Source organism: Rhizobium sp. CFBP 13644, assembly GCF_014842165.1.
GTDB lineage: Bacteria > Pseudomonadota > Alphaproteobacteria > Rhizobiales > Rhizobiaceae > Agrobacterium > Agrobacterium tumefaciens_C.
Map to the genome: position 1 here is coordinate 224,219 of NZ_JACYVF010000005.1, position 22,136 is coordinate 246,354.

The following is a 22,136-nucleotide window of genomic DNA, read 5'->3' on the forward strand; positions in this document are numbered from 1 at the left end:
ACTTTTGTTTGGGTGAACACCTTAGTGAGTTATAGCTGTTGCCGCCCGCAATCAAGGAAAGATGCCATGGACATGACGACCGGAGCTGAGGAACAAACGGCGAAGCGTTTTCCTGTCACCCCGCAATCAACGCCCAGAATTCTTGCGGCCATCATTCGCAATCCGCTCGACGCCATTCCTCCGTCGATTTTTACGGAACCCGTTGTCTTCTCAAAGACCGCCGGACAGATAACCGTGCACATTGCCGATCCGGTCCTCATCCATGAAGCACTGGTCAAAAATGCGGACGCCTTGTGCAAAGGCGATCAGGTTCGACGCGCACTGGGGCCAGCCCTTGGCCAGGGCCTGTTGACGGCCGATGGTGCCCATTGGAAATGGCAGCGCCAATCCGTTGCTGGCGCATTTCGGCACGATAAGCTTCTGGAGTTGCAGCCGGTGATGATTGCGGCAGCACAGCGGACGCGAGACAAGTGGCTAGCGAACAGCTCGAAGAATATCGATATCGGTCACGAGATGATGCACACGACATTCGACATCATCGTGGAGACCATGATGTCCGGCGGCCATGGCATTGACGTCGAGAGGGTGGAACGCAGCATTTCCGATTTTCTGAAACCAACGGGCTGGACCCTTGCTCTTGGTATATTGAAAGCACCGGAGTGGCTGCCCTATCCCGGCCGCCGCAAGGCAAGGGCGGCTGTTGAATTCCTGCGTTCAAGCCTCATGCGCGTTGTCGAGACACGGCGCGCTGCGCCCGCGGAACGGACCGATCTGGTCTCAATGCTTCTCTCGGCAGCGGATCCTGAGACAGGCCGAACGATGACCGACATGGAAATCGTGGACAATCTGATGACTTTCATCACCGCAGGCCATGAGACAACGGCGCTCGGACTGGCCTGGACATTCGACCTGCTGGCTCGCCATCCAGAGATTGAGGAAAAGGTTCTGAGCGAGATCGACGGGTTGACGGAAGGCGAGGATCTGACTGCCGAACACATCTCAAAGCTGACCTATACACGCCAGGTCTTTTCCGAGGCAATGCGGCTCTATCCACCAGCACCTGTCATCACGCGCACGGCCTTGCAGGATTTCCGCCTCGGTGAATATCTCATTCCCGCCGGCACCGTCCTTATGGTGCCGATCTATGCGGTCCATCGACATGCCTCGATCTGGCCTGACGCCGAGGTCTTCGATCCGGAGCGTTTCAATCCAGAGGCCAGCAAATCAAGGCATCGATACGCTTACATGCCGTTTGGCGCTGGACCCCGCGTTTGCATTGGCAATGCCTTCGCCGTGATGGAGGCTGTGGCCATTCTGGCGGTGCTTTTGCAGAAGGTACGCCTTGCAACCATTCAAACACACGCTCCAAAGCCGATCATGCGGCTAACGCTGCGCCCTGAAAAACCACTCAACATGCAGCTCGTTGCGCGCTGACACACGGGAACCGTTATGGCCTTAGCGGGCCAGAAAGCTGCCTTTCATGCGCAGCGTTATCAACACGCCGCCATCGGTCCAGTTATACTCGATAGAGCCGCCGAGTTGACCTGTGACGGTGCGGTTCAGTAATTTGCTACCATATCCTTCAGTGGTTTTAGGAGGAGCTGCCTTTCTACCCTGTTCGGACCAGACAATCTCAATGTCGTCATTGGTTTTGCTTCCCGAAATGTCCAGCAATCCTTCCGCGGTGGAAAGCGCACCGTATTTAAGGGAGTTGGTGGCCAGTTCGTGGATCATCAAAGCGATGCCCGTTGCTGCCTTTTCCCCAAGGCCCATGCGCGGCACAGCCACGCGCACCCGGCCGGAAAATGCACCCGTGTCATCGTAAGGTTCAAGCAGCACGGCAAACAAATCTCCCAGCAACGCAGCACTTCCCTGCCCATCGGGCAAAGGCCGCACGAGATCATGTGCGCGCCCAAGCGCGGCCAAGCGTTGGGTCAGCTGCAGCGCCATCTCCTCTTTCGTCGCGGTTGAGCGGGAAGTGATGGTCGTCAAGCCCGATGCGAGTGCCAGCAGATTTTTAACGCGGTGGCTCATTTCACCGGCAAGCAGTTCATGACCTTCCTCTGCCTGTTTGCGGCCTGTCACATCCAGAAAAATTCCCGACATCTTGTCGGAGTCGGCGCCACCTTCGTTCCCCTCGCCGCGCGCAGAAATCCAACGCACCTCCTCATTGCTCGTCAAAATGCGAAAATCGATTTCGAATGGCCCATCAGAGGCTTTGACAGCAACAAACGATGCCCTTACTCGGTCTCGATCGGCAGGGTGAACCTTGATGGACAGGTCTTCAAACTTCAACGACGCCTTCGCAGAGAGGTCCCACAGCTCATAGCCCTTGGCATCCATCACGAAATTGTCGTCACCCACGCTCCATGTCCAGAGTGCAACACCCGCTGACTTGATGGCATTGCGCAGCTCCCTTGCATTCCACTCAGGCTGGGCTGGTCCCTGGATCGTCATTGAAGCGTCTCCCTCTCGAAACTGACCGCACCGGACATACGTCCGGGCGCTCTTGGCATTTGCTGGCGGGGTCACCGAGGCGCTGTGTCAACATGGCAGGCACATCGCAAAGGCACCCTCTTGTCGAAAAACGACATGGAACCCATCCAAGCTCTACGGGTTCCTGCACAAGACTTCAATGGAGGTGACGTGTGCGTACAGTGCTGGTGGTGGAAGACGAGCCTTTAATAAGGTTGACGCTGATTGATGCCCTCGAAGACGCTGGTTTCAGCATCATTGAGGCTGAAACGGCTGACGAGGCGATGGTTCTCATCTCCGAGCACACCGTGCACTTGCTGTTCACAGATATTCAGATGCCAGGAGAACTGACCGGCATCGACCTGGCCCACGTCGTGGCTGAGCGTTTCCCGGAGGCGGGGATCATCGTGGCATCAGGCCGACTGACACCCGATGATATCGACCTGCCAGAATCGGCAGAATTCTTCTCCAAGCCCTATGATTTTTCCGCCATCATCGGTCGACTGAACGCACTTGCGGACGCAAAATCCGACTAGCATTCACGTCAAGCATGGGGCGCAGCGAGTGCGCGTGCGACCGCCTTGCGAATATCAGGCAGCGCGAAAGGCTTCGGAACAACGTCGATGATCTTTTCCATCAGGTCATCGGCGCGTTCACGCTGTTCGGCATAGCCCGTCATCAACAAGATCTTGAGGTTCGGAAATTGCGATGAAGCGCGATGCGCCAGCTCGATCCCGTCCATGACCGGCATGCGGATATCAGAGAGCAGAAGATCGAACGTATGTTCGCTCAGCTTCTCGAACCCTTGCTCACCATCAGCGGCTTCGTGGGTTTCGTGGCCATCCAGGCGCAATGCGCGGGCCACGAAGACGCGCAATGCGTCTTCATCTTCGGTAATCAGAATTTTCGCCATTTTCCATTGCTCCTGGTATTCATTCCAGCGAGCCACAACCTCGGTCATTTCTCTTTGCAAGAGGTAAATGGTCGGGGCGATCACGTTGGCATGGTTAATGATCCATGCTGTTATGCAGCGATATCAGGGTGCCGGGCATTACGCTGAATGATTGTTGGCTGCTGGCATGAGGTTATGGATGCGGAACACTTTGTGTGACCGTAAGGCTTTCGCGGACATCGGTTTGCCCAGCAGATAACCCTGCCCAAGATCACAGCCCAGCGCCTCCAGCTTTGCGAGTTGACCCTCGTTCTCGATGCCCTCAGCCGTCACCTTCATTCCCAAGCCTGCCCCCAGGGCAATAATCGCTTTCACGATTTTGTCCTGCTTCTCACACACTTCAAAACTCGAAATGAAGCTACGGTCGATTTTCAACGTATGGAACTGATAACTCGAGAGTTGCGAAAGACTGGAATACCCCGTGCCAAAATCATCAAGAGCAAGCTTGATTCCTGTTTGAACAAGATTGTTGAGAACGAATTGCGCGCTTTCGGCATCCAGAATAATCGCGCTTTCCGTCACCTCAAGTTCAACGCGCTGTGGCGCCAAGCCCGTTTCATTGATGATTTTCAGGATCTTAAGGCCTAGGAGTCGGTCTGCCAACAGGGAAGCCGATAGATTGAAGGCGAGGATCGTGTGCGGGGGCCACGTCATTGCATCCTTGCATGCTTGCAGGAACAGGCGTTCGGTCAGCGCCGAGATCAGTCCAGTCTCCTCAGCCAAGGGAATGAAATCGCACGGCGGAACAAATTGAGCAGGCCGAATTTCCCACCGGGCCAATGCCTCGTAACCCACAATCTCTCCGGTCTTCAAATCTATCAGCGGCTGATAATGGGGAGAAATCGTATTGGCTTGAATTGCTGCTTTCAAATCAGCCAGCATTTGCGCACGTTCACGGTCCTTCCTGTCCATCGCAGGCGTAAAGGCCAGTATCACATTGGGACCACTTTTCTTGGCCGCGTACATGGCGCTCTCAGCAAACCGCACGAGACCCGAAAAATCCTTCGCGTCGTCGGGGAAGGATGCGTAGCCGAGGCTTGCGGCGATCTCTATCGAGACATCCTGAAACTCAATCGGTCGACAGATAGCGAATAGGATCCGTTGGGCATAAGCTTCAGGATTGGAAAAACTTGGGCTGTTGGTGACGAGCATGAAGCGATCACCGCCAACGTGGAATACCTTATCGTCAGGCTCCAGGTGCAGCAGCCGAATAGCAATTTCCTTTAGAACAGCATCTCCGCCAGCCTGCCCCAGTTCGCTGTTCACCTTCTTCAGCCCGGTCAGGTCTATGGAAAAAGCCGCATGCTTGGATCGCTTGGACTTTCGCGTGTCAAATTCACTGATGGCGGCGTCGAGTGAGCGTCTGTTGGGCAGACCCGTCAGACCGTCGTGGTAAGCGGCATTTGCGGCCTTTTCTTCGGCGAGACGACGTCGGTTGCCTTCGACCCACAGGTCTTTCAAGCGCAGAACGGAATAAGCAAGGCCGAAGGCACCAGCGATAGCAAGCGCAGTGACGATTTCGTCCAATTGATAATGTTCGTGAGATCTAAAAAACGCATCGATCTCCTCGTGGGCATCGAGCATGACTGCAAAAGTCGCAATGACAATAAAAGCCACGATCCAGACGATAGCTTCGATGCGGGATCTGTCTCGAAAATTGAACATGATACCTTCCAGGAGAAGTTGGCATCATGCCGCCGGCAGCAAGGTCTACATCGACCTGCACATATGCGGCGCACTGCACCTCTTCCACCCCTGCCCGAAAGTAAAAGGCCGAACCTCCAATGAGAGGTAAAGTCAGTCACATGCCATCCGCAAGGATATTTCGACCATGGCGAGTATCTGTTTCCGCCAATTCATTCTTAGGCCGGATTGTAAAAATAATCTTAATTGAAACGTTCAAAATTTATTTTTTATAGCAATAAGCGCAGATTATACGCTTTTTATCGATATTTTATACTGATATATTAGCTTTATATATTTCAACATAAACAATACTGTAAAATTCTACATTACCTATGAGCGGCGGCGCACGCAGACCACTGCGTAGATGGATAAACGCCGATCAGGTAAAGACATGCGAGTGGAAATAGGCCTATAAACGCTCACATGAACAGATTTTCTGAAACAGAAGTCGCTTTGCTGGAGCGTCTGCGTACGCTCAAGGCATCACCGGAAATGTCGTTCAATTTGAACGACATCGCAATGCCAATGAATGCGGCAGGCTTCTCGCAAAGCGAGATCGTTGCCGTTTTGGATGCGTTTGAGCAAGAAAAGGTCGTGGCCTACGCGCCAGGCAATCGGCTCCTGATCCTTAAAGACCTGCCGGACTAGAAGCAGGTTGCGCGAGCCGCTCTTTTGACAGGCTCGTGGCAGAGCGTGGCCATCAACCCTGCTAATCCGATGCGGCAAGGACAGCGTTCAACAAGCCGGGAAAGCGCTCATCGATCTCTGCACGACGCAACTCATTCAAGTGCGATGGCCCGTCCGTGCGCGTGAAAACAAGGCCACCCTCGCGCAAGACTTTGAAATGGTGGGACATGCTGGACTTCGGTCTTCCCCCATCAAGGGCAGAGCATGTGGCCTGCCCGTCATTCGCCAACTGACGCACAACGCCCAGCCTTACAGGATCGCTGAGAGCGTAGAGCACCTGAGTGAGCGTGACGTCTTTCATGCAGGGATGTGGAATTGCGCGCATGACGTAACCTAGCATTTGAAAATCTTATTGGATAGTTCGATTGTAATCGAAATACCGAAAGCATATATGATGGTTCCTGATTATCAGTTGGAGCAATCATGTCATCCCTTTTTACCCCCTTCACCCTTAAAGACGTGACATTGCGAAATCGCATCGTCGTATCGCCAATGTGCCAATACTCGGCCGAGAACGGCACGATCAATGATTGGCATTATGTCCACTTGGCTGGCCTGGCGCGCGGCGGCGCAGGTTTGATCGTTGCCGAGGCCACTGCCGTCTCACCGGAAGGTCGTATTACTCCCGGCTGCGCAGGCATCTGGAGCGATGAGCAGATCGAGCCCTGGAAAAAAGCCGTGGGCCTGATGAAGGCTGCCGGTGCGGTTCCCGGAATCCAGATTGCACATGCTGGCCGCAAAGCGAGCGCCAATCGTCCATGGGAAGGCGACGACCACATTCCAGAATCCGATCCGCGTGGCTGGGAGACCATAGCGCCATCCGCCGTTGCTTTCGGAGCAAACCTTGGCAAGGTGCCACAGGCAATGGAGATTGCCGATATTGAGCGGGTCAAGGCAGACTTTGTCGCTGCCGCCAAGCGGGCGCTAGCCGCCGGCTTCGAATGGCTTGAGCTTCACTTCGCGCATGGTTATCTCGGCCAGAGTTTCTTTTCGACATGGTCCAACAAGCGCACAGACAATTATGGCGGCGACTTTGACGGAAGAGCGCGGTTTCTGCTCGAGACGTTGGCTGCCGTGCGCGAAGTCTGGCCAGAGCATCTGCCGCTCGCTGCCCGCTTCGGCGTGACCGAGTTCGATGGCTCCGACGACCTGGAAGAAGGGATCGAAATGGTTCGCCGCTTCAAGGATGGCGGCCTCGACATTATTGACGTCAGCATCGGGTTTTCCACCCCAACCGCGAATATTCCGTGGGGTCCCGCCTTCATGGCACCCATCGCTCAACGCGTAAGGCGTGAAGTTGGACTGCCTGCCACGACAAGCTGGCTCATCAGCGAGGCGAAACAGGCCAACAGCCTGATCGAGGATGACGTTATCGATCTTGTATCGCTTGGACGCCCGCTGCTCGCCAACAATCATTGGCCATATCAGGCAGCACTCGAACTCGGTATCGAAAAGCCATCCTGGACGCTCCCAGCGCCATACGCCCATTGGCTGGAACGCTACAGAACGGCCTGAATCGGAAGGTCCTCTTACAAACGCCACTGCAGATCGCGGTGGCGTTTGCTTTTCCGCATCAGTTCATTGTGCCGATTGAGGAAACTGAGCAATTTCCTCCTTCAGCCAACTCACAAATTGCTGCGTCTTCCGCCGTCCGGGCCGCTCGACCTTCACAGCGTATTGAAGGCCGCTCTGCAGGAAGCCGAACGGCGCAACGAGGCGGCCGCAATCGATGTCTCCGGCAACAAGATGCCACGGCACGATGGCTGCACCCAGCCCGTTCAACACAGCCTCGATAGTCAGGTGATAGTGATCGAAAATGCTGGCCCGCGTCCCATTCCCGTGGTCCTTCTGGCCGGTCAGATGAGCCCATTCTTGCCATACATGCGGGCGCGTTTTGGTTTCTAACCGGGGCAGCGCAAAGGCTTCGTCATGGTCAAGCGGCTCCCTTCCACTTGCAATGGAAGGCGCGATGATGAGCCCTAGCTGCTCCTGAAAAAGCGGCGAGCAATCCTGTGGCATCTCGGCATCGGGCGACAACACCAGAATCTGCACATCGACCTGGGTTCGCGGCATGCGATCGTCTGTTGCCAGACGCACATCATAGCGGGGGTGCTTTGTCGTAAAATCATGAAGACGCGGAATGAGCCAGCGCATGGCAAATGTGCTGAGACAAGCGACATCCAGAATGGTGTCGTCGCCGCGCCTGACAATCCGCAACGCATCCTCGATCTGGTCGAATGCAGAGGTGAGCGCAAAGCCCAGCACCCGCCCTTCTGCGGTGAGTTGCGGACGATTCCTCGGCCCCTCGAAAAGCTGCGTTCCAATCATTGTCTCGAGAAGGCTGACATGGCGGCTGATTGCACCATGCGTAACAGACAGTTCCTCCGCAGCGGCCACAAGCCGACCGTGACGTGCCGCGGCTTCAAAGGCCCGCAATGCGGCAACGGGTATATTCTTTCGGTTTCTCATGTGAGCAAAGGTCACATAGGCACGGCTATCACGTCAATATGGAGAGCGATTTCCATCTGATAACAAATGCCGATCGATTTAAACGAAAAGCGAGATCAAGCATGCCATTTGTCAAAACAGCCATACCCTCGGGAACAGCACCATCAAGGAAGCATGAAATCGTCCGGGGCATTCACGATGCGCTGGTCGAGGCTATCGGCATGCCAGAGGACGAATTGTTCAATCTGGTCAGCGAGTACCAGGGTAGCGACTTCTTTTTTGACCGGAGCTTCAACGGCATTGCGCGTTCAGACAATGTGATCGTCGTTGAAATCACGATGCGCAGAGGCCGCAGCGACGCGATGAAACGCGCACTCTATGCAGCCATCACCAGAAATCTGGAAGCAAAGGCAGCCGTTTCTCCGAAAGATGTTTTCATATTCATGCACGAAAACGATTATTCGGACTGGAGCGTCGGAAACGGTGTCTTCGCCATGGCGATAGCCCAGCAGCGCGGAACGGATAGCTAGAAACGCATGTGTGAGAACCGGGCGGTCAATCGGATCGACTGCCCGAGTTCACACGATGAGTTCGCGAACCTGAGCCGCGAGCGTTTCCACGGCAAAAGGCTTGGTCAGCACAGCCATACCAGGATCCAGCTTGCCGTCCCGCACAGCGGCGTTTTCCGCATATCCAGTCACAAACAGAACCTTCAATCCGGGACGGCTGAGGCGCGCGGCATCTGCCATTTGGCGTCCATCCATCCCTCCTGGAAGGCCGACATCGCTAATCAGCAGATCGATACCGACGTCAGACTGCAAGATCTTCAAACCCGTCGCGCTGTCTGCGGCTTCGATGACGGTGTAACCGAACTCCTGAAGCACATCGGAAATCAGCATCCTAACTGTTGGTTCGTCGTCGACGACCAGCACGGTTTCCTCTGCTCTCGCCCCACCGGGCGTGCGTGAATCGACGGTCTCATGGGCTATATCTCCTTCCATCATATGGTGCGGAAGATAGATGCAGACTGTGGTTCCAACATTCTGCTCGGATGATATTTCGACTTTTCCCCCGGACTGTTTTGCAAATCCGTAGATCATCGAAAGGCCGAGACCTGTGCCCTGCCCCAGAGGCTTGGTGGTAAAGAATGGCTCGAAGACCTTGTCGATCACATCTGCGGGAATGCCCGTGCCCGTGTCTGTAATTCGCAGACAAACATACTCGCCAGCGGAAGTGCCGCCTTCATCCGTCGCCTGCGCTTCAATTGTTGTATTTTCCGTTCTAATGATGATTTTGCCACCATCCGGCATGGCGTCCCGCGCATTGATGCAAAGATTGAGGACAGCATTTTCAAGCTGCGACTGGTCTACCAGCGTTTTCCATGTTTCGGATGCCTTCGTGACCTCAATATCGATAGACGGGCCGACGGTACGCTGTATCAGGTCCTGAAGGTCGACAATCAGCTTGTCGATATCGGTTGGCTTTGGATCAAGCGTCTGGCGTCTGGAAAAGGCCAGCAATCGATGGGTAAGCGCAGCCGCCCGCTTGACCGCACCCTGTGCCGCCGAAAGATATCGATCCAACTCGTTCGCGCGTCCTTGAGACAATCTGCGTCCCATCAGTTCGAGACTTCCCGAAATGCCCGCCAGAAGATTGTTGAAGTCGTGCGCAAGCCCACCGGTCAACTGGCCGACGGCCTCCATCTTCTGGGACTGGCGCAAGGCGTCCTGCGCTTTCAGCAACTCGGATGTGCGATCTGAAACGCGTTGCTCCAACTGGTCATTCAGCGCACGCAACATGGAAATGGCCCGGTCACGTTCGGCCTCTACAGCACGGCGCTCTTCGACATCGATCAAGACGCCGGGAAAACTGGAAGGAGAGCCATCTTCGGCAAGATCGACACGCCCATTGGCTTCGATCCAGTAGTATTTCCCGTCACGGCGCAGGACACGGTATTGATGTGCGTAGGCACCCCCACGAGAAATGACTTCATTGATGGCTGTGATCAAGCCGTCGCGATCATCGGGATGCACAGTCGATATGATCTGCTCCAACGGTATACCCGTCCTGCCGAGTGCCGGGTCGAGCCCGAAACTATCCGCAAATGCAGCATCGATGGTAAAGCGGTCCGTTGGTATGTCCCAAAACCATGTGCCGATAATTGCGCCCGCGCCGAGCGCCAGTTGCACCCGCTCAGCGTTCACCCGGTCACGGTTTTGCGCAAAGACGAGGGCCGTCGTGTCGTGAGCGACATTCAGGAAGCCAGAGATCACGTCACCATCACGCAAGGGGCTGTAGGAAAACGTCCAATAGGTGTCTTCCTCATATCCGTTACGGGTCATCGTCAGATGCAGGTTCTCGAGGCGAATGGTTTCTCCCGCCATGGCGCGATCAATGAGTGGTTTGATCTCATCCCATACATCAGGCCAGACCTGCATGATCGGTTGCCCAAGAGCCTGGGGATGGCGGTCGCCGAGAAATGCTGCGTAGGCGTCATTATAAAGGAAGGTACCTTCCGGGCCCCATGTAGCGCACATGCCAAATCCGGATGCCGTGATGAGATCGTAGGTGGTCCGCAGAGCAACTGACCATTGGTCTTTTGGTCCGAGCGGGGTCTTTGACCAGTCGAAATCATCCAGGAAATTCAAGTGCATTTACTCCCAAGGCGACACCGCAACGGCGCCAGCCATTCGTATCAGAGACGCGACGATTAAGATAATGCGGTAACAAGCTCAGACCCGCTCAATGGTTCCAGCCACATACCAATCGTCCGAGAGTGGTAGCTTGATTTGGCTGAACAGGATCAAGCTTTTAGCTTATAATTTTGCCATGGATACCAGTGCAGGATCATTGGTGCCATCCCGTTGAATTAGGCCTGATCCCACGTCTGCCAGTCAAGCGAGAAATATGGATCTTCGCACTTCCGAAGGCAGGAAAGTCGAATTTGGTAAGGAAGCGTTCAGGTCGCTATTTTTCAGCGTTGCTGAACGCCTCGATCAACAGTTGACGTAGCTCGCTCATCGACCTTTCTCCAGTCGCATTGACAGGTGTCATTCCGCTGGTGAAACCATCTTTCTGGAAGCGGGCGAGAAGCTGTGCGTCGTCCGTAACGATATGCACCGGCACCGCTCTCGAAGCATCAGGACCGGTGATGATGGAGGCGGGCTGATGGTCTCCGAGGATGATGTAGACCGCGCCCTTCCCCTGCCTTGCCATGAAGTCCCCGAGTGTCGCCAGCGAATAATCGATGGTTTGAATGTACTGGCTACGAACGCGCTCGGGATCAGCCCAAACGACAGAGGGAGGATCACCGCTGGTGGCTTGACCATTGAAAATCGAACCATCGCCAACAGCATCCCAGTCAACCAATCTTGGCACAGGCGTCCAGGGTGCATGGCTGGAGATGAGGGCAATTTCTGCCATGACATTTTGACCGCGCAAAGATGCAGGCTTCAATGCAAGTCGATCGAAGGCAGACAGGGTGTACTGATCCGGCATCGTGACCCAGTTGAATGGCTTGCCACGATATTCCAGGCCAGTTGCGGACAGGATCTGGTTGTAGCCAAAATAGTCGGCCTCAGGCCACGCCATCGTGATGGCAGGCATGACCGCAACCGTTTGCCAACCAGCCTGCAGGAACAGCCGGTTCAAGCTCGGCTGGCGGCTGATCATCAGACGGTCATAGCGCGCCTGGCTATCGACCCACAGGCCGGAGAGCAACGTGCCATGGGCCAGCCAGCTCAGCCCGCCGACAGTGGGCGATGTGGCCCAACCGCTTGCCGCCTGCAGGCCTATCGCCTCGATCTGGGTTTCCATTGCCGAGAGCCGGGGTAAGGTCACGCCTGAGTATCGGGGGTCATCCACTGCCGAACGCCCGTAGGACTCCACAAAAATGAGAAATACGTCCTTGCCTTTCACCGCCTGAAAAAGACCGGTTCCATCCCGCGGACCAAGGCCTGCCCCTAGTTGCTTTTCGAACACCTGCATATCAGCGAAAGAGCGGACAACGAGGCCAAACCGCCCAGTCAGATAGGTGGGTGTAGCCAACTCCACACGCGTCCTGTCGATCAAAAAAAGGCTCCCAGCTCCTGCGATAATGCATGCAAAAACGCCGATGAGCAGTCTGCGAAGGCTTGCTTGGGTCTCAGCCATTTGCCGCAGCGAGTTCAGAAAGATGATGACGACCAGTAGGACCATAAGGACGCCGCCGGTCAAAGCTATAAGGGCAGCAGGCGTTCCGATGGTACCCGAAATTAGATTCCAGCCATCGGCCAGCATCTTCAAATCCAGATAGGGATTGAACTGCCGCTGGAACGCTGTCTGCACACCGATATCTGCGATTTTCAGAAAGAGAACAACAAACACCAACAAAGCACAGAGATAGATGATGAGACGCCTGAGGAAACCCCGCGTCATCAGCACGAGGATGGCGATGACAGGCCACTCAAGCGGCAAACGCAAAAATGCATCCATTCCCAGAGCGTCCGGGTGGTCGGGAAGCGTGAAAGCCAGAAATGCGGTGAGGGAGAAAAGAACTGCGCCGACCACAGCTTTCAAGTTAATGTGTTTGAGATCCACTCGGCTTTGGCGCATCACTGCAATCTGCTCCCGTCTCCTGCACGTAGGATTCTATTGGAAAAACAGGCAAAATACAGAGGCGCCCGCGCTTGAACAAACTGCGAATATTCGTGTCCATCGCCACGCTGGCGTTCCTTATCATCATAATCCTGCGCGCCGATCTGGCGGGTCTTGCACAATCGCTCTCGCGCATCTCCTGGACCGCGATCATATGTTGCCTCGCGCTGGTACAGATGCAAATCGTGCTCTCGGCGTTGAGATGGCGCTTCACTGCGAGACGTCTTGGCCAGGATATCGCGCCTTTCACGGCAATTCGGGAATACTACGTCGCCAGCCTTTTGAACCAAACCCTGCCGGGCGGCATGGGTGGTGATGCGTTGAGAGCCTGGAGAATGCGCAGCGATGAGCACGGTGGGTGGAAACAATCCGCCAAGGCCGTTATCTTCGAAAGGCTTTCCGGACAGATTGCGCTTTTTCTTCTGGCATTGATTGGCCTGTCCATCTGGCCCTTCGTGTCGAACAGCGACAATGTTCAGTCTTCGTGGCATTTCATCATCCTCGGCATAGCCGCAATCGCCGCCGTCATACTGATCACCATATGGATCAAAAGGCGAAACGTGGAGAGCAACCTTTTTGAAAGCCTGCTCAACGTCTTCGTCCGGCGCAAGGCATGGCTGTTTCAAATCTCAACAAGCGCAGCTATTCTCTTCGCCTATGTCGCCGTCTTCCTGATAACGGCTCATGCCATGGGCTCCAGCCTGCCGTGGATTGCAGGCCTAACGATTATACCGTTCTGTCTGGTCGCTATGCTGATCCCCACCGGCTTTGGCGGCTGGGGAACACGCGAAGCTGCGGCGATGGCACTTTGGCCGTTGTTGGGCGCGCCTTCCGCCGATGGTCTTGCCGCGAGCATTAGTTATGGCTGGCTGTCACTTGCGGGTGCGGCACCTGGAATAGTTTTCCTCGTCGCGTTGCGCAGGAGATAGACGACGTCGATGGCGAAGGACATGACAAGCATGGCAAGCGAAATAGCCGCGAGATAGCTCGACAGAGGAACGGTGACAAAAGGCACGAGGATCAGGCAGAGTGCTGACACCTGGACCACACACACAAATTTGCGCCTGAACGAGGTTGGCAAATCGGCGGCCAAAGCGGTGAAGAACCAGCCAGCAGCGACAAATCCATAGCGCATCAATCCAATGAGAAGGACCCAGGCCCCAGCCTTCGCCAGTATGGCAGCGGCTACGGAAAGGATGAGAATGAGAAGCGCATCGACTTCCATGTCAAAACGCGCCCCCAGCTCAGATTCCTGGCGATATCTCCGGGCGAGATAACCGTCTATACCATCAAGCGCCAGAGCGAGGGCAACGACGCCGACCAGTACCCAGAGAACGGTATCCGCCTGATGCAAACTCTCAAAGCAGATCACCGTCGCGCCGGTCAGGCTGACAAGCGTACTGCGAAATGCCGTGACAAAATTGGCATAGCCAAACCTGCGGTGGGGATAATCCGGCAAGAGATACATGACGAAGCCGAAAATGAGGGAAAGGGACAGGACCGCAGCCGCCACGAAATCCCAACCCAAGGCCAGTTTTGCGCGCAACACGATTGCAACGATGATCGTGCCGAGCATGAGACAAGCAAGGTTCGCCAGCGTGCTATGAATGAGGGGCCGTCTGCCCCCCAATTTTTCAGCGGCATAAGTTGGGATCAGCGCCATTCATTCCTCCTTGCGGCCAGACATCACTCTGCGGCAACCAGCGCCTTCAAGTCCATGAGATGCCCGGCACGAAGTGTCTTCGTGCGGAGGTAATTCTGGTTTTCCATTGTCACAGTGCCGTTGACCGGCGCACGCGCATCAACTTTGATGCCTCCTGCCCTCAACGCGCTGATCTTGGTTGGATTGTTGGTATAGACGGCGACATTCGAAATTTTCATTAGCAACAGCATCGCAACGGCTGCCTCATATCGGCGGTGATCCTCAGCAAGGCCAAGCTCCGCATCCGCATCAATCGTGTCTAGACCGAGGTGCTGATATCCATAAGCGCGCATTTTCGCGCCAATACCCGTGCCTCGGCCTTCCTGATCGAGATAAAGCAGAACGCCACCACCGGCTTCCTTGAGAAGAGCAAGCCCGTTTTGAAGCTGATCACCGCAATCGCACTTCAGCGAGCCACACAGATCGCCGGTGATGCACGATGAATGGATACGGATCGGCACGGTGCGGGATGTATCAGGCTTGCCGACGATAATTGCGACTTGGTCCTTCTGCGCGAGCCCGCCACGGAAAACGACGAATTCGGCATCTCCCAGGTCCTTGAGGGGAACGCGGGTGCGGGCAACCTGCTGGAAGCGCTGGCGGGCAACATCTGCACCCTTCAAATTAACGGCATTCAGTTGGCAGCATCCGGCGAATGTATTGCTTGTCGCAGGAATGTCGGCGACGATCATTGCAGGCAGTAAAAGAGCGATCCGCGCAAGCTCTGCCGTCTGGGAAGCGAGAGTATCCGCCTCGACCCAGTTGGAAGGACGCTTGGCGCCGAGAACGTAGGATAGACGCGAAGCTGCCTCGAAGTTCACGCCCGCAAGTGGCGTCAAGATATCCTGTTGTCCTGCGATACCAAGGCGTGATGCCCGTGGGGCGGTCAGCAGCAGCGAGTGAGTTTGATCGCATGCGGCTGCGAATTGGTCATAGATAGAGGGTGCAACGGCATCAAGAGCAAGAACTGCCATCTTCCGTTCGTTCGATGACAATACGACGGGGCGTCCATAACGCAATTCGGAAACTGCGCGTTCTACGTCGATTTCCGGCGTGCTGAACTGAAAAGATGGCTTGGAGGCATTCAACATCGGACATAATCTCCCTGTGCGTTTTCTGTTTTTACGATGAAATTCGCAGGCTGGTTTTGTGTGAGCCGTAAATTTATTTTGATTTACTCACGGAACAAAACGTGGCTCTGCGTCATACGCTCCATTGAACACGCACATACGGGATCACTCTTTTGGCATTTGCGAAGAACACCGCGACAATCGCCGCACGGCGCCCAGCTCGCGCGCTCTGGATAGAGAGCGCAGGCCAATGTGCGATGAAGGACGAAAACCTGAGATCGGCCCTTGAGCCCCATGAGGTCCTTGTTCGCAGTCTTTACAGCGGCATTAGCCGGGGAACGGAGTCTCTGGTATTCAATGGTGGCGTTCCACAAAGCGAATTCGACAGAATGCGCGGGCCGCATATGATCGGTGATTTCACGTTTCCGCTGAAATACGGGTACTCCAGCGTTGGTATGATTGAGGATGGGCCAGCGGAATTGCTGGGCCGAACGGTGTTCTGCCTCCACCCGCATCAGGATGTCTTCATCACAACGCAGGATATGGTCACACCTCTGCCGGAAAATCTTCAGCCAGAGCGCGCCGTGCTCGCTGCGAACATGGAAACCGCTCTCAACATCGTTTGGGATGCTCTCATTCAGCCCGGAGACCGGGTTGCCGTTTTCGGAAGCGGCGTGGTGGGAACGCTCGTAGCAAGCCTGTCCAGCAGAATTGCGGGAACAGAAACCACCCTCGTTGACGTCAACACGGATCGTCGCAAGCACGTTGAAGCCATGGACATCCGGTTCGCAGAAGCTGGCAGTCTGGACGGCGAGTTCGATGTGCTCATCAATGCATCAGCATCATCAGCAGCTCTTGCCAATGCCATTGAACATGCCGGAACGGAAGCGCGGATCGTGGAGGCAAGCTGGTACGGCGAAGGCACCGTTACCATCCCGCTCGGCGGCGCGTTTCATTCCAAACGGCTTTCCCTCGTCAGCTCACAGGTCGGCTCCATCCCCGCAACTCGCAAGGCGCGCTGGACGTTTGGGCGGCGTATGGCAAAGGCTCTGGAGCTTTTGCGGGACGACCGCCTCGATCACTTAATTTCCGGTGAAACGACGTTTGATGATCTGGCCGCCGATTATCCACGTATCCTTTCATCAAAGGACACACTTTGCCATCGCATCCGCTACCCATGAAAGAGAGACCATGTTCGCAGTTGAAGTTCGAGACCACATCATGATCGCCCACAGCCTGCCGCGCCCGGTCTTCGGTCCCGCCCAAGGCATGCACGGCGCCACCTTCGTCGTGGACGCGGCGTTTTTCACGAAGGATGTGGACGAAGATGGACTGGCGGTTGATATCGGCGCAGCAACGACTGTCCTATCGGAGGTTCTCAAGCCGCTGAATTATCAAAATCTGGATGAGGTCGATATCTTCAAAGGTAAGATCAGCACCACAGAAGTCATCGCAAAACACATATTCGATGAGCTTGCAGCAGCCGTGGCAGCCAAGCGTTTGGGTCCCGGCAGCCACCGGATCTCGCGCCTCAAGATTACGCTGCATGAATCCCACGCAGCTCGCGGCTGGTATGAGGCAGACCTTTGACGCCAAGCCTCACATTCGCCTACCCCGGCAACCTTGAACTGAGGACCGGGGGATATGGCTATGATCGGGAAATCATCAAAGGGTTACGACACCTCGGCTGGGAGATCGACCTACTACCGCTCGGAGATGGCTTTCCCTCACCCACTCCTGACACACTGGCAGAAGCGGGAAAGAGGTTGTCATCCCTGGACGATGGCGCGCTCGTAGTCATAGACGGGCTGGCTTTCGGTGTCATGGATGCCTGGGCAAGCCGTGAAGCTCAGCGCCTCAGAATAGTGGCGTTGGTGCATCATCCGCTAGCGCTGGAAACAGGTCTGAGCGCAGAACAACAGGAACCTTTGCGGCGAAGTGAAATGGTAGCCCTGCGGGCAGTGCGCCATGTTCTTGTAACCTCGCCGATGACAGCCAGCGAACTGACGAGAAACTTCGGTGTTTCGCCTGACAAGATCAGCGTCGCAGTACCTGGGACGGTAAGGCCAGCCGCATCGCGCAAGGTCGTGAACGAAATCCCGCAGATCCTATCTGTTGGTTCTTTGACAACGCGCAAGGGACATGATGTTTTGATCAATGCGATGGCCAGTATTTCCGAGCTTGATTGGCAGGCAACGATCATTGGAAGTCCCCATTTAGACACGACGGTCGCCAATGCTCTGGAAGAGCAGATCAGAAGGCTTGATCTTTCAGCGCGCATTAATCTTGCTGGAGAAACCGATGATTTAACCACGGCCTATGCCGAAGCCGACATCTTCGCGCTTGCAAGCCGTTATGAAGGTTATGGCATGGTCTTTGCCGAGGCTCTGTCTCACGGCCTGCCTATCATTGCCTGCAAGGCGGGCGCGGTACCAGACGTCGTTCCAACTGAGGCTGGATATCTCGTTCCGGTGGACGATGTCGAGGCGGTCGCCTCAGCGCTGAGGACGTTGCTGACCGATCATGAGGAACGCAGTCGGCGGGCGGAAGCAGCCGCGAGAGCGGGCGCTTTACTCCCGCAATGGGAAGACACATCGAAAATCATTTCGATGGCATTGAAAGAGTTGGCATGAGCGGGTTTGACAAGGATTGGCTGAAACTTCGTGAACCGGCAGACCGTGAAGCAAGAGCAGCGCCGATGCTCGAAAAAGTGCGTCAGTACCTCGATGCCCTTCCGCAGCCGCATGTCATCATGGATATAGGGTGCGGCACAGGATCGACCTACAGGACGCTTTCGCAGAAACTGCCACACTGCGATTGGAAGCTTCTGGACTATGAAACCGTGTTGCTGGATGAGGCGAAGCGTCAAATTGGTGTGCATGAAAACATCGAGTTCCACCGCCAGGACCTGAACGATCTTGACGACACACTTCTCGATAATGTTTCGATTGTCACCGCATCGGCTCTTTTCGATCTGTGCTCATCGGAGTTTTGCGACCGCTTCGTAGAAAAGTTATCTCATCGCAACATAGGCCTTTACGCAGCGCTGAACTATGACGGCATCATGGAATGGTCGATCAAGCATCCGCTGGATGAACAGATTGCCGCAGATTTTAACCTGCATCAGAGATCTGACAAAGGCTTTGGCCCAGCTCTCGGACCTAGCGCTTCCGCCCATCTCTCTCACCGATGTGAAGCATTGGGATTTACGGTTGAGATTGCCGATAGCCCCTGGCGCCTTGGGTCGTCTTCAGCCGAGCTTCAGAAAGAGTTTCTTGCGGGACTTCATCGGCCGGTGCAGGAAATAGGCAATGTCAGCGATCCGGCATTCAATGAGTGGCTCGAGTTCCGCCACTCACACATTGGCCGGGACGGCAGCCTCTGCATCGTTGGACATACGGACTTTCTGGCCCTCCCCAGCACTTAGGCACGTATCTGCTTTCATGCGACAGTCAAACAACACATCGCCTCCCAGCACGTAGACATCTGCTGATGGGCGCTGAGCGTTGCAGAGTTCCGTGATAGGTGCCAGGGAGATGCCGGATGGTCCGGAGCCGATGATCAAAGGTGAGATCGTCACGTGAAGGCGATCAACCAGCCCATCATCAATGAAGCGTGCAATGGTTCTAGCGCCACCTTCCACCAGTATCCGCTTCAAGCCGCGCTCAGCAAGACAGTCGAGGATGTCCTGAGGATCGAGGCCATCTGGGCCGCGTTGAAGTCTCACCACATCGAACCGGCGTGAGGACCTCGGCGCATCATGCCCTTGGATGACGATAACCGGTGCAGCGCCATCTTGAAACAGGCGCTCATCTCCGGTCAATTCGCCGCGACAGTCTATGATGACCCGGGTCGGACTTGGACCTGAGACCTCTCGTACGGAGAGGCGCGGATCATCATTCTGGACGGTTCCGATACCAACGATGACCGCATCGACGAGGGCGCGGCAGCGGTGAAGATGCGCAAGCCCTTCAGGTCCTGAAATATCGCGAGCATCCCCGCTTGGCGTGGCAACGCGTCCATCAAGAGACTGACCGACCTGCGCAAGGACAAACCCATCCTTGGCCGACGCAATCGGACCGTAAAGCGCAAATGCGGGATCCACATCTTGCCTGCCGATCAGGCCATTCCCACTGCGTAGTGAAAGGAGCCGCGTCCAAAGCCTGTCATTCATATGGAGGTTTTGCATCGACGTCCCTGTCTAAAGAATTCGGTAAAGCGTGGCATCTCGGCGTATGAGGTGATGGAATATCACTGCCAATATGTGTAACGCGAAAAGCCCTAAAACGATCCACGCGCTCCACTCGTGGATGGCTGAGAGCATCTGCGCGATCTCCGAAGATTTGCCAAGCGGACTCCAGATCGTCACCAATCCAAACCATTGCAGGGGGAAACCGTGGGCATTTGTGGCTAAGAAGCCTGAAACGGGCATGATGATCAAAAACACGTAGAGCAACCCGTGAACCGTATTGGCCGCAATACGCTCTAGCGCGGATCTCTCCACTGGAGGCGGTGGTTGAAAAAGCCGAAATCCAACTCTGAGCAACATGGCCCACAGCACGAGAAAGCCGAAGCTTTCATGCACAAGATAGAAATCCAGCTTGACGTCATCCTTTACGAAGCTAATCATCAAGCCCAGAGGCCATGTCGCGAAAACAAGCAAAGCCACGATCCAATGCATGGCTTTTGATATGCGGCTGTAGCCCGGAAAATCTCGCGTCGAGCGATCTGTCATCGGCATCCTCCCTCCTGATGTATATAACATCTTCGAAAAGTAACAGCTATGAGCATGGCAAACATCGCGCTATCGTGATGCAAATCTTCGAGGGTTAAGACGGCTACTGTTACGAGGCAGGACAACATCTGCCCCGAAGTGGCAAGGTCCACGGCTATCGCGCTTGACCCGCCTCAGGCGATCACTGGATGTGACCGGGCGCATTCGCCATTTCGCCAAGGCGAGTGACACTGTGAGAATTGTCACTGGAAAGATCGTTGAAAAGCGGCCCCTCGAGGTAAGGACTGAAAATCTCTTTTCGATTCCGTCCCGCAGCCTTTGCGGAATAGAGCGCCTGATCTGCGTTCCTCATCAAGGTTTGCATTTTCATTCCACTTGTCGCGGTCGCGAGACCAAGACTAATTGTAACGGGGACACGCCTTCCCTCAAAACGCAAATCAATTGCCTCAACGGCGCTCCTCAGACGCTCCGCTTGTCGTTCGGCTTCATCCAATGAAGAGGATTTGATGTAAAGACCGAACTCTTCGCCGCCGACCCGGGCGAGCATATAGTCTCCCGATAGGCTTTCAGCCATTGTTTTTGCCGTCGCAACGAGAACATGATCGCCAATCGCGTGACCGAATTCATCGTTGACCTTCTTGAAGTGATCGATATCGATCGTCACAAAAATATCCCCTGGCGAGGGATTGGCAGGCAGATTTGAAAAGAACCAGTGGCGGTTGTGGATCTGGGTGAGCGGATCGGTTTCAAGGAGCTGGATCAACCGCATTTCCGCGCGTTCCTTGGCAAATATCTGCACGAACATCGCGATTAGGAACTGGCATAGGATCAGCATAAAGAAAGTTTCACTGACGGAAACCGACACATGTTCAGGGATCGTAATGCTTGCAATCGCAATCAACGCTAACACCGCCTTCGCGGCGAATGACAGCGCCAAAGGAAAACGAGCCCGGACAATGGCTCCACGGGTGCCGCGTAGAACGATAAAGGCGCAGGACACCATGAAGGATGCCATCACAGTCAGAAAAATAGTTGCTCTATAAGAGTTTTCCAAATGGAAATCGGTCGCAACAGCAATGGCAAATAGCGCAGGCGCTATTGCAAGCACGATCCAGTCCCGGTGACAGACGCGCTCATGGATGAGACGTCTAATTCCAATCCAGAACAGTGCGTAAGCAAGGGGTCCAGCCGTGAAACTCAAAAGTGTCCAGGCATAAACGGGGAGTTCTCCTCGCTCCCCGGCGCCCGCGATTGTTGAGCCGATGGCGAGTATGATGAAAGAGATGGCCATAAGCCTTAGACCCAGGCTCTTTCCAGATTGCCATCTTACATAGAGGAAACAGCCCGCCCCAACGAGCAAAGAAGATTTATGCAGCAACAGGGTGGTAGAGAGTTCCAATATGTTGACCTCGATATTTCCACATTGGGAGGGCGCCTTTCCCAGAATGGACCAATTAAAAAACTTAAATTTTTTCTATAGTACGTTGGTGGTCTGTAAATTCTCTTAAATAAGAGCGCTGTTCTCTGTGGTGGGATCTCGGTGGCTTTGGGCAGAAAAGGCTGGCGGTACAGTCAACTCCAGAAGAACCTGATGGTCTTGGGCAACCGTTTGCAGATCGGAACAATGCGCTGGATGGCAGCTGTAGTAGATATTGCTTACTATAGCCTCGTAGCGCTGCTCAGAATAAGATATGGTAGCTCGATCCGAAGTCGTGGGCCGGGAATTGATGCCTTACGCTGCTGACA

22 protein-coding genes are annotated in these 22,136 nt (G+C 55.0%); 10 read left to right on the forward strand and 12 right to left on the reverse strand.

All coding sequences use genetic code 11. The annotated features are described in order from the left end of the window. Window positions 1–66 precede the first annotated feature (66 nt). The gene (locus tag IFT53_RS15015; RefSeq protein ID WP_192065792.1) at window positions 67–1,434 is read left to right on the forward strand and encodes a cytochrome P450; all 1,368 of its coding nucleotides are present in this window, start codon (window positions 67–69) and stop codon (window positions 1,432–1,434) included. Window positions 1,435–1,455: 21 nt separating this feature from the next. Here the strand turns inward: IFT53_RS15015 and IFT53_RS15020 are convergent, their stop codons facing one another. Then, complete coding sequence (locus IFT53_RS15020) at window positions 1,456–2,457, reverse strand: sensor histidine kinase (RefSeq protein ID WP_192065793.1); 1,002 nt, start codon at window positions 2,455–2,457, stop codon at window positions 1,456–1,458. Window positions 2,458–2,648: 191 nt separating this feature from the next. On the opposite strand from IFT53_RS15020, the gene IFT53_RS15025 reads away from it, so the two are divergent. After that, window positions 2,649–3,011, forward strand: a complete 363-nt coding sequence (locus IFT53_RS15025) for a response regulator (RefSeq protein WP_042617129.1) — start codon at window positions 2,649–2,651, stop codon at window positions 3,009–3,011. Window positions 3,012–3,019: 8 nt separating this feature from the next. Here the strand turns inward: IFT53_RS15025 and IFT53_RS15030 are convergent, their stop codons facing one another. Both IFT53_RS15030 and IFT53_RS15035 read right to left on the reverse strand, forming a co-directional pair. Continuing rightward, window positions 3,020–3,388 (reverse strand): response regulator, encoded by a 369-nt coding sequence (locus IFT53_RS15030; RefSeq protein WP_042617187.1) that lies wholly within the window; start codon window positions 3,386–3,388, stop codon window positions 3,020–3,022. Between the two features lie 138 nt (window positions 3,389–3,526). Then, on the reverse strand, window positions 3,527–5,092 hold the full coding sequence (locus tag IFT53_RS15035; protein WP_192065795.1) for a putative bifunctional diguanylate cyclase/phosphodiesterase: 1,566 nt from the start codon (window positions 5,090–5,092) through the stop codon (window positions 3,527–3,529). Between the two features lie 474 nt (window positions 5,093–5,566). Between IFT53_RS15035 and IFT53_RS15040 the strand changes: the two genes are divergently transcribed. After that, window positions 5,567–5,761, forward strand: a complete 195-nt coding sequence (locus tag IFT53_RS15040) for a hypothetical protein (RefSeq protein ID WP_244656336.1) — start codon at window positions 5,567–5,569, stop codon at window positions 5,759–5,761. Window positions 5,762–5,822: 61 nt separating this feature from the next. On the opposite strand, the gene IFT53_RS15045 is transcribed toward IFT53_RS15040, so the two are convergent. Then, complete coding sequence (locus IFT53_RS15045) at window positions 5,823–6,125, reverse strand: ArsR/SmtB family transcription factor (protein WP_192065799.1); 303 nt, start codon at window positions 6,123–6,125, stop codon at window positions 5,823–5,825. A gap of 98 nt (window positions 6,126–6,223) precedes the next feature. Here IFT53_RS15045 and IFT53_RS15050 point away from each other — a divergent pair, with 98 nt between their 5' ends. After that, window positions 6,224–7,315, forward strand: coding sequence for an NADH:flavin oxidoreductase/NADH oxidase (locus IFT53_RS15050; RefSeq protein WP_192065801.1), 1,092 nt, complete (start codon window positions 6,224–6,226; stop codon window positions 7,313–7,315). Window positions 7,316–7,378: 63 nt separating this feature from the next. Here IFT53_RS15050 and IFT53_RS15055 read toward each other — a convergent pair whose 3' ends face one another. Further along, window positions 7,379–8,269 carry a LysR substrate-binding domain-containing protein gene (locus IFT53_RS15055; RefSeq protein ID WP_192065802.1) on the reverse strand — a complete coding sequence of 297 codons (891 nt, stop codon included), beginning with the start codon at window positions 8,267–8,269 and terminating at the stop codon, window positions 7,379–7,381. A 101-nt stretch (window positions 8,270–8,370) separates the two neighbouring features. Here IFT53_RS15055 and IFT53_RS15060 point away from each other — a divergent pair, with 101 nt between their 5' ends. Continuing rightward, entirely contained in the window at window positions 8,371–8,778 is a 408-nt protein-coding gene (locus IFT53_RS15060) for a tautomerase family protein (protein ID WP_042617188.1), read from the forward strand. Window positions 8,779–8,826: 48 nt separating this feature from the next. On the opposite strand, the gene IFT53_RS15065 is transcribed toward IFT53_RS15060, so the two are convergent. Continuing rightward, complete coding sequence (locus IFT53_RS15065) at window positions 8,827–10,902, reverse strand: ATP-binding protein (protein WP_192065804.1); 2,076 nt, start codon at window positions 10,900–10,902, stop codon at window positions 8,827–8,829. A gap of 313 nt (window positions 10,903–11,215) precedes the next feature. Further along, on the reverse strand, window positions 11,216–12,841 hold the full coding sequence (locus IFT53_RS15070; protein ID WP_192065806.1) for a sulfatase: 1,626 nt from the start codon (window positions 12,839–12,841) through the stop codon (window positions 11,216–11,218). 74 nt (window positions 12,842–12,915) lie between these two features. Here IFT53_RS15070 and IFT53_RS15075 point away from each other — a divergent pair, with 74 nt between their 5' ends. Continuing rightward, window positions 12,916–13,812 carry a lysylphosphatidylglycerol synthase transmembrane domain-containing protein gene (locus IFT53_RS15075; RefSeq protein ID WP_192065808.1) on the forward strand — a complete coding sequence of 299 codons (897 nt, stop codon included), beginning with the start codon at window positions 12,916–12,918 and terminating at the stop codon, window positions 13,810–13,812. On the opposite strand, the gene IFT53_RS15080 is transcribed toward IFT53_RS15075, so the two are convergent. Next, the gene (locus IFT53_RS15080; RefSeq protein WP_192065810.1) at window positions 13,743–14,546 is read right to left on the reverse strand and encodes a CDP-alcohol phosphatidyltransferase family protein; all 804 of its coding nucleotides are present in this window, start codon (window positions 14,544–14,546) and stop codon (window positions 13,743–13,745) included. The two genes, IFT53_RS15075 and IFT53_RS15080, sit on opposite strands and share 70 nt — an antisense overlap. A 23-nt stretch (window positions 14,547–14,569) precedes the next feature. Next, on the reverse strand, window positions 14,570–15,676 hold the full coding sequence (gene ribA / locus IFT53_RS15085; protein ID WP_192065811.1) for a GTP cyclohydrolase II RibA: 1,107 nt from the start codon (window positions 15,674–15,676) through the stop codon (window positions 14,570–14,572). Between the two features lie 236 nt (window positions 15,677–15,912). On the opposite strand from ribA, the gene IFT53_RS15090 reads away from it, so the two are divergent. Genes IFT53_RS15090 through IFT53_RS15105 form a run of 4 tightly spaced genes read left to right on the forward strand, consistent with a single transcriptional unit; the run spans window position 15,913 to window position 19,082 of the window. Further along, window positions 15,913–16,836, forward strand: coding sequence for a zinc-dependent alcohol dehydrogenase (locus IFT53_RS15090; RefSeq protein WP_244656337.1), 924 nt, complete (start codon window positions 15,913–15,915; stop codon window positions 16,834–16,836). A gap of 10 nt (window positions 16,837–16,846) precedes the next feature. Further along, on the forward strand, window positions 16,847–17,245 hold the full coding sequence (locus IFT53_RS15095; protein WP_192065814.1) for a 6-pyruvoyl trahydropterin synthase family protein: 399 nt from the start codon (window positions 16,847–16,849) through the stop codon (window positions 17,243–17,245). Next, a complete protein-coding gene (locus tag IFT53_RS15100) occupies window positions 17,242–18,288 on the forward strand; it encodes a glycosyltransferase family 4 protein (protein ID WP_192065816.1) in 1,047 nt (348 codons plus the stop codon). Before IFT53_RS15095 ends, IFT53_RS15100 begins: the two co-directional genes overlap by 4 nt. Then, the gene (locus IFT53_RS15105; protein ID WP_192065817.1) at window positions 18,285–19,082 is read left to right on the forward strand and encodes a methyltransferase domain-containing protein; all 798 of its coding nucleotides are present in this window, start codon (window positions 18,285–18,287) and stop codon (window positions 19,080–19,082) included. Before IFT53_RS15100 ends, IFT53_RS15105 begins: the two co-directional genes overlap by 4 nt. Here IFT53_RS15105 and IFT53_RS15110 read toward each other — a convergent pair. The 3 genes from IFT53_RS15110 to IFT53_RS15120 all read right to left on the reverse strand — a co-directional run bounded on the left by IFT53_RS15110 (window position 19,011) and on the right by IFT53_RS15120 (window position 21,789). Further along, window positions 19,011–19,829, reverse strand: a complete 819-nt coding sequence (locus IFT53_RS15110; RefSeq protein WP_236727923.1) for a RibD family protein — start codon at window positions 19,827–19,829, stop codon at window positions 19,011–19,013. The two genes, IFT53_RS15105 and IFT53_RS15110, sit on opposite strands and share 72 nt — an antisense overlap. 27 nt (window positions 19,830–19,856) lie before the next feature. Continuing rightward, window positions 19,857–20,390 (reverse strand): cytochrome b, encoded by a 534-nt coding sequence (locus IFT53_RS15115; RefSeq protein WP_192065818.1) that lies wholly within the window; start codon window positions 20,388–20,390, stop codon window positions 19,857–19,859. Between the two features lie 181 nt (window positions 20,391–20,571). Next, window positions 20,572–21,789 carry a GGDEF domain-containing protein gene (locus tag IFT53_RS15120; RefSeq protein ID WP_192065820.1) on the reverse strand — a complete coding sequence of 406 codons (1,218 nt, stop codon included), beginning with the start codon at window positions 21,787–21,789 and terminating at the stop codon, window positions 20,572–20,574. Window positions 21,790–22,136: the final 347 nt, after the last annotated feature.

Excerpts from the sequence above, each read along its gene's own strand:
- IFT53_RS15015 (WP_192065792.1), top strand. The coding sequence starts at position 67 with ATGGACATGACGACCGGAGCTGAGGAACAAACGGCGAAGCGTTTTCCT.
- IFT53_RS15020 (WP_192065793.1), bottom strand. The coding sequence starts at position 2,457 with ATGACGATCCAGGGACCAGCCCAGCCTGAGTGGAATGCAAGGGAGCTG.
- IFT53_RS15030 (WP_042617187.1), bottom strand. The coding sequence starts at position 3,388 with ATGGCGAAAATTCTGATTACCGAAGATGAAGACGCATTGCGCGTCTTC.
- IFT53_RS15035 (WP_192065795.1), bottom strand. The coding sequence starts at position 5,092 with ATGTTCAATTTTCGAGACAGATCCCGCATCGAAGCTATCGTCTGGATC.
- IFT53_RS15045 (WP_192065799.1), bottom strand. The coding sequence starts at position 6,125 with ATGCGCGCAATTCCACATCCCTGCATGAAAGACGTCACGCTCACTCAG.
- IFT53_RS15050 (WP_192065801.1), top strand. The coding sequence starts at position 6,224 with ATGTCATCCCTTTTTACCCCCTTCACCCTTAAAGACGTGACATTGCGA.
- IFT53_RS15055 (WP_192065802.1), bottom strand. The coding sequence starts at position 8,269 with ATGAGAAACCGAAAGAATATACCCGTTGCCGCATTGCGGGCCTTTGAA.
- IFT53_RS15060 (WP_042617188.1), top strand. The coding sequence starts at position 8,371 with ATGCCATTTGTCAAAACAGCCATACCCTCGGGAACAGCACCATCAAGG.
- IFT53_RS15065 (WP_192065804.1), bottom strand. The coding sequence starts at position 10,902 with ATGCACTTGAATTTCCTGGATGATTTCGACTGGTCAAAGACCCCGCTC.
- IFT53_RS15070 (WP_192065806.1), bottom strand. The coding sequence starts at position 12,841 with ATGCGCCAAAGCCGAGTGGATCTCAAACACATTAACTTGAAAGCTGTG.
- IFT53_RS15080 (WP_192065810.1), bottom strand. The coding sequence starts at position 14,546 with ATGGCGCTGATCCCAACTTATGCCGCTGAAAAATTGGGGGGCAGACGG.
- ribA (WP_192065811.1), bottom strand. The coding sequence starts at position 15,676 with ATGTTGAATGCCTCCAAGCCATCTTTTCAGTTCAGCACGCCGGAAATC.
- IFT53_RS15090 (WP_244656337.1), top strand. The coding sequence starts at position 15,913 with ATGAAGGACGAAAACCTGAGATCGGCCCTTGAGCCCCATGAGGTCCTT.
- IFT53_RS15095 (WP_192065814.1), top strand. The coding sequence starts at position 16,847 with ATGTTCGCAGTTGAAGTTCGAGACCACATCATGATCGCCCACAGCCTG.
- IFT53_RS15105 (WP_192065817.1), top strand. The coding sequence starts at position 18,285 with ATGAGCGGGTTTGACAAGGATTGGCTGAAACTTCGTGAACCGGCAGAC.
- IFT53_RS15110 (WP_236727923.1), bottom strand. The coding sequence starts at position 19,829 with ATGAATGACAGGCTTTGGACGCGGCTCCTTTCACTACGCAGTGGGAAT.
- IFT53_RS15115 (WP_192065818.1), bottom strand. The coding sequence starts at position 20,390 with ATGACAGATCGCTCGACGCGAGATTTTCCGGGCTACAGCCGCATATCA.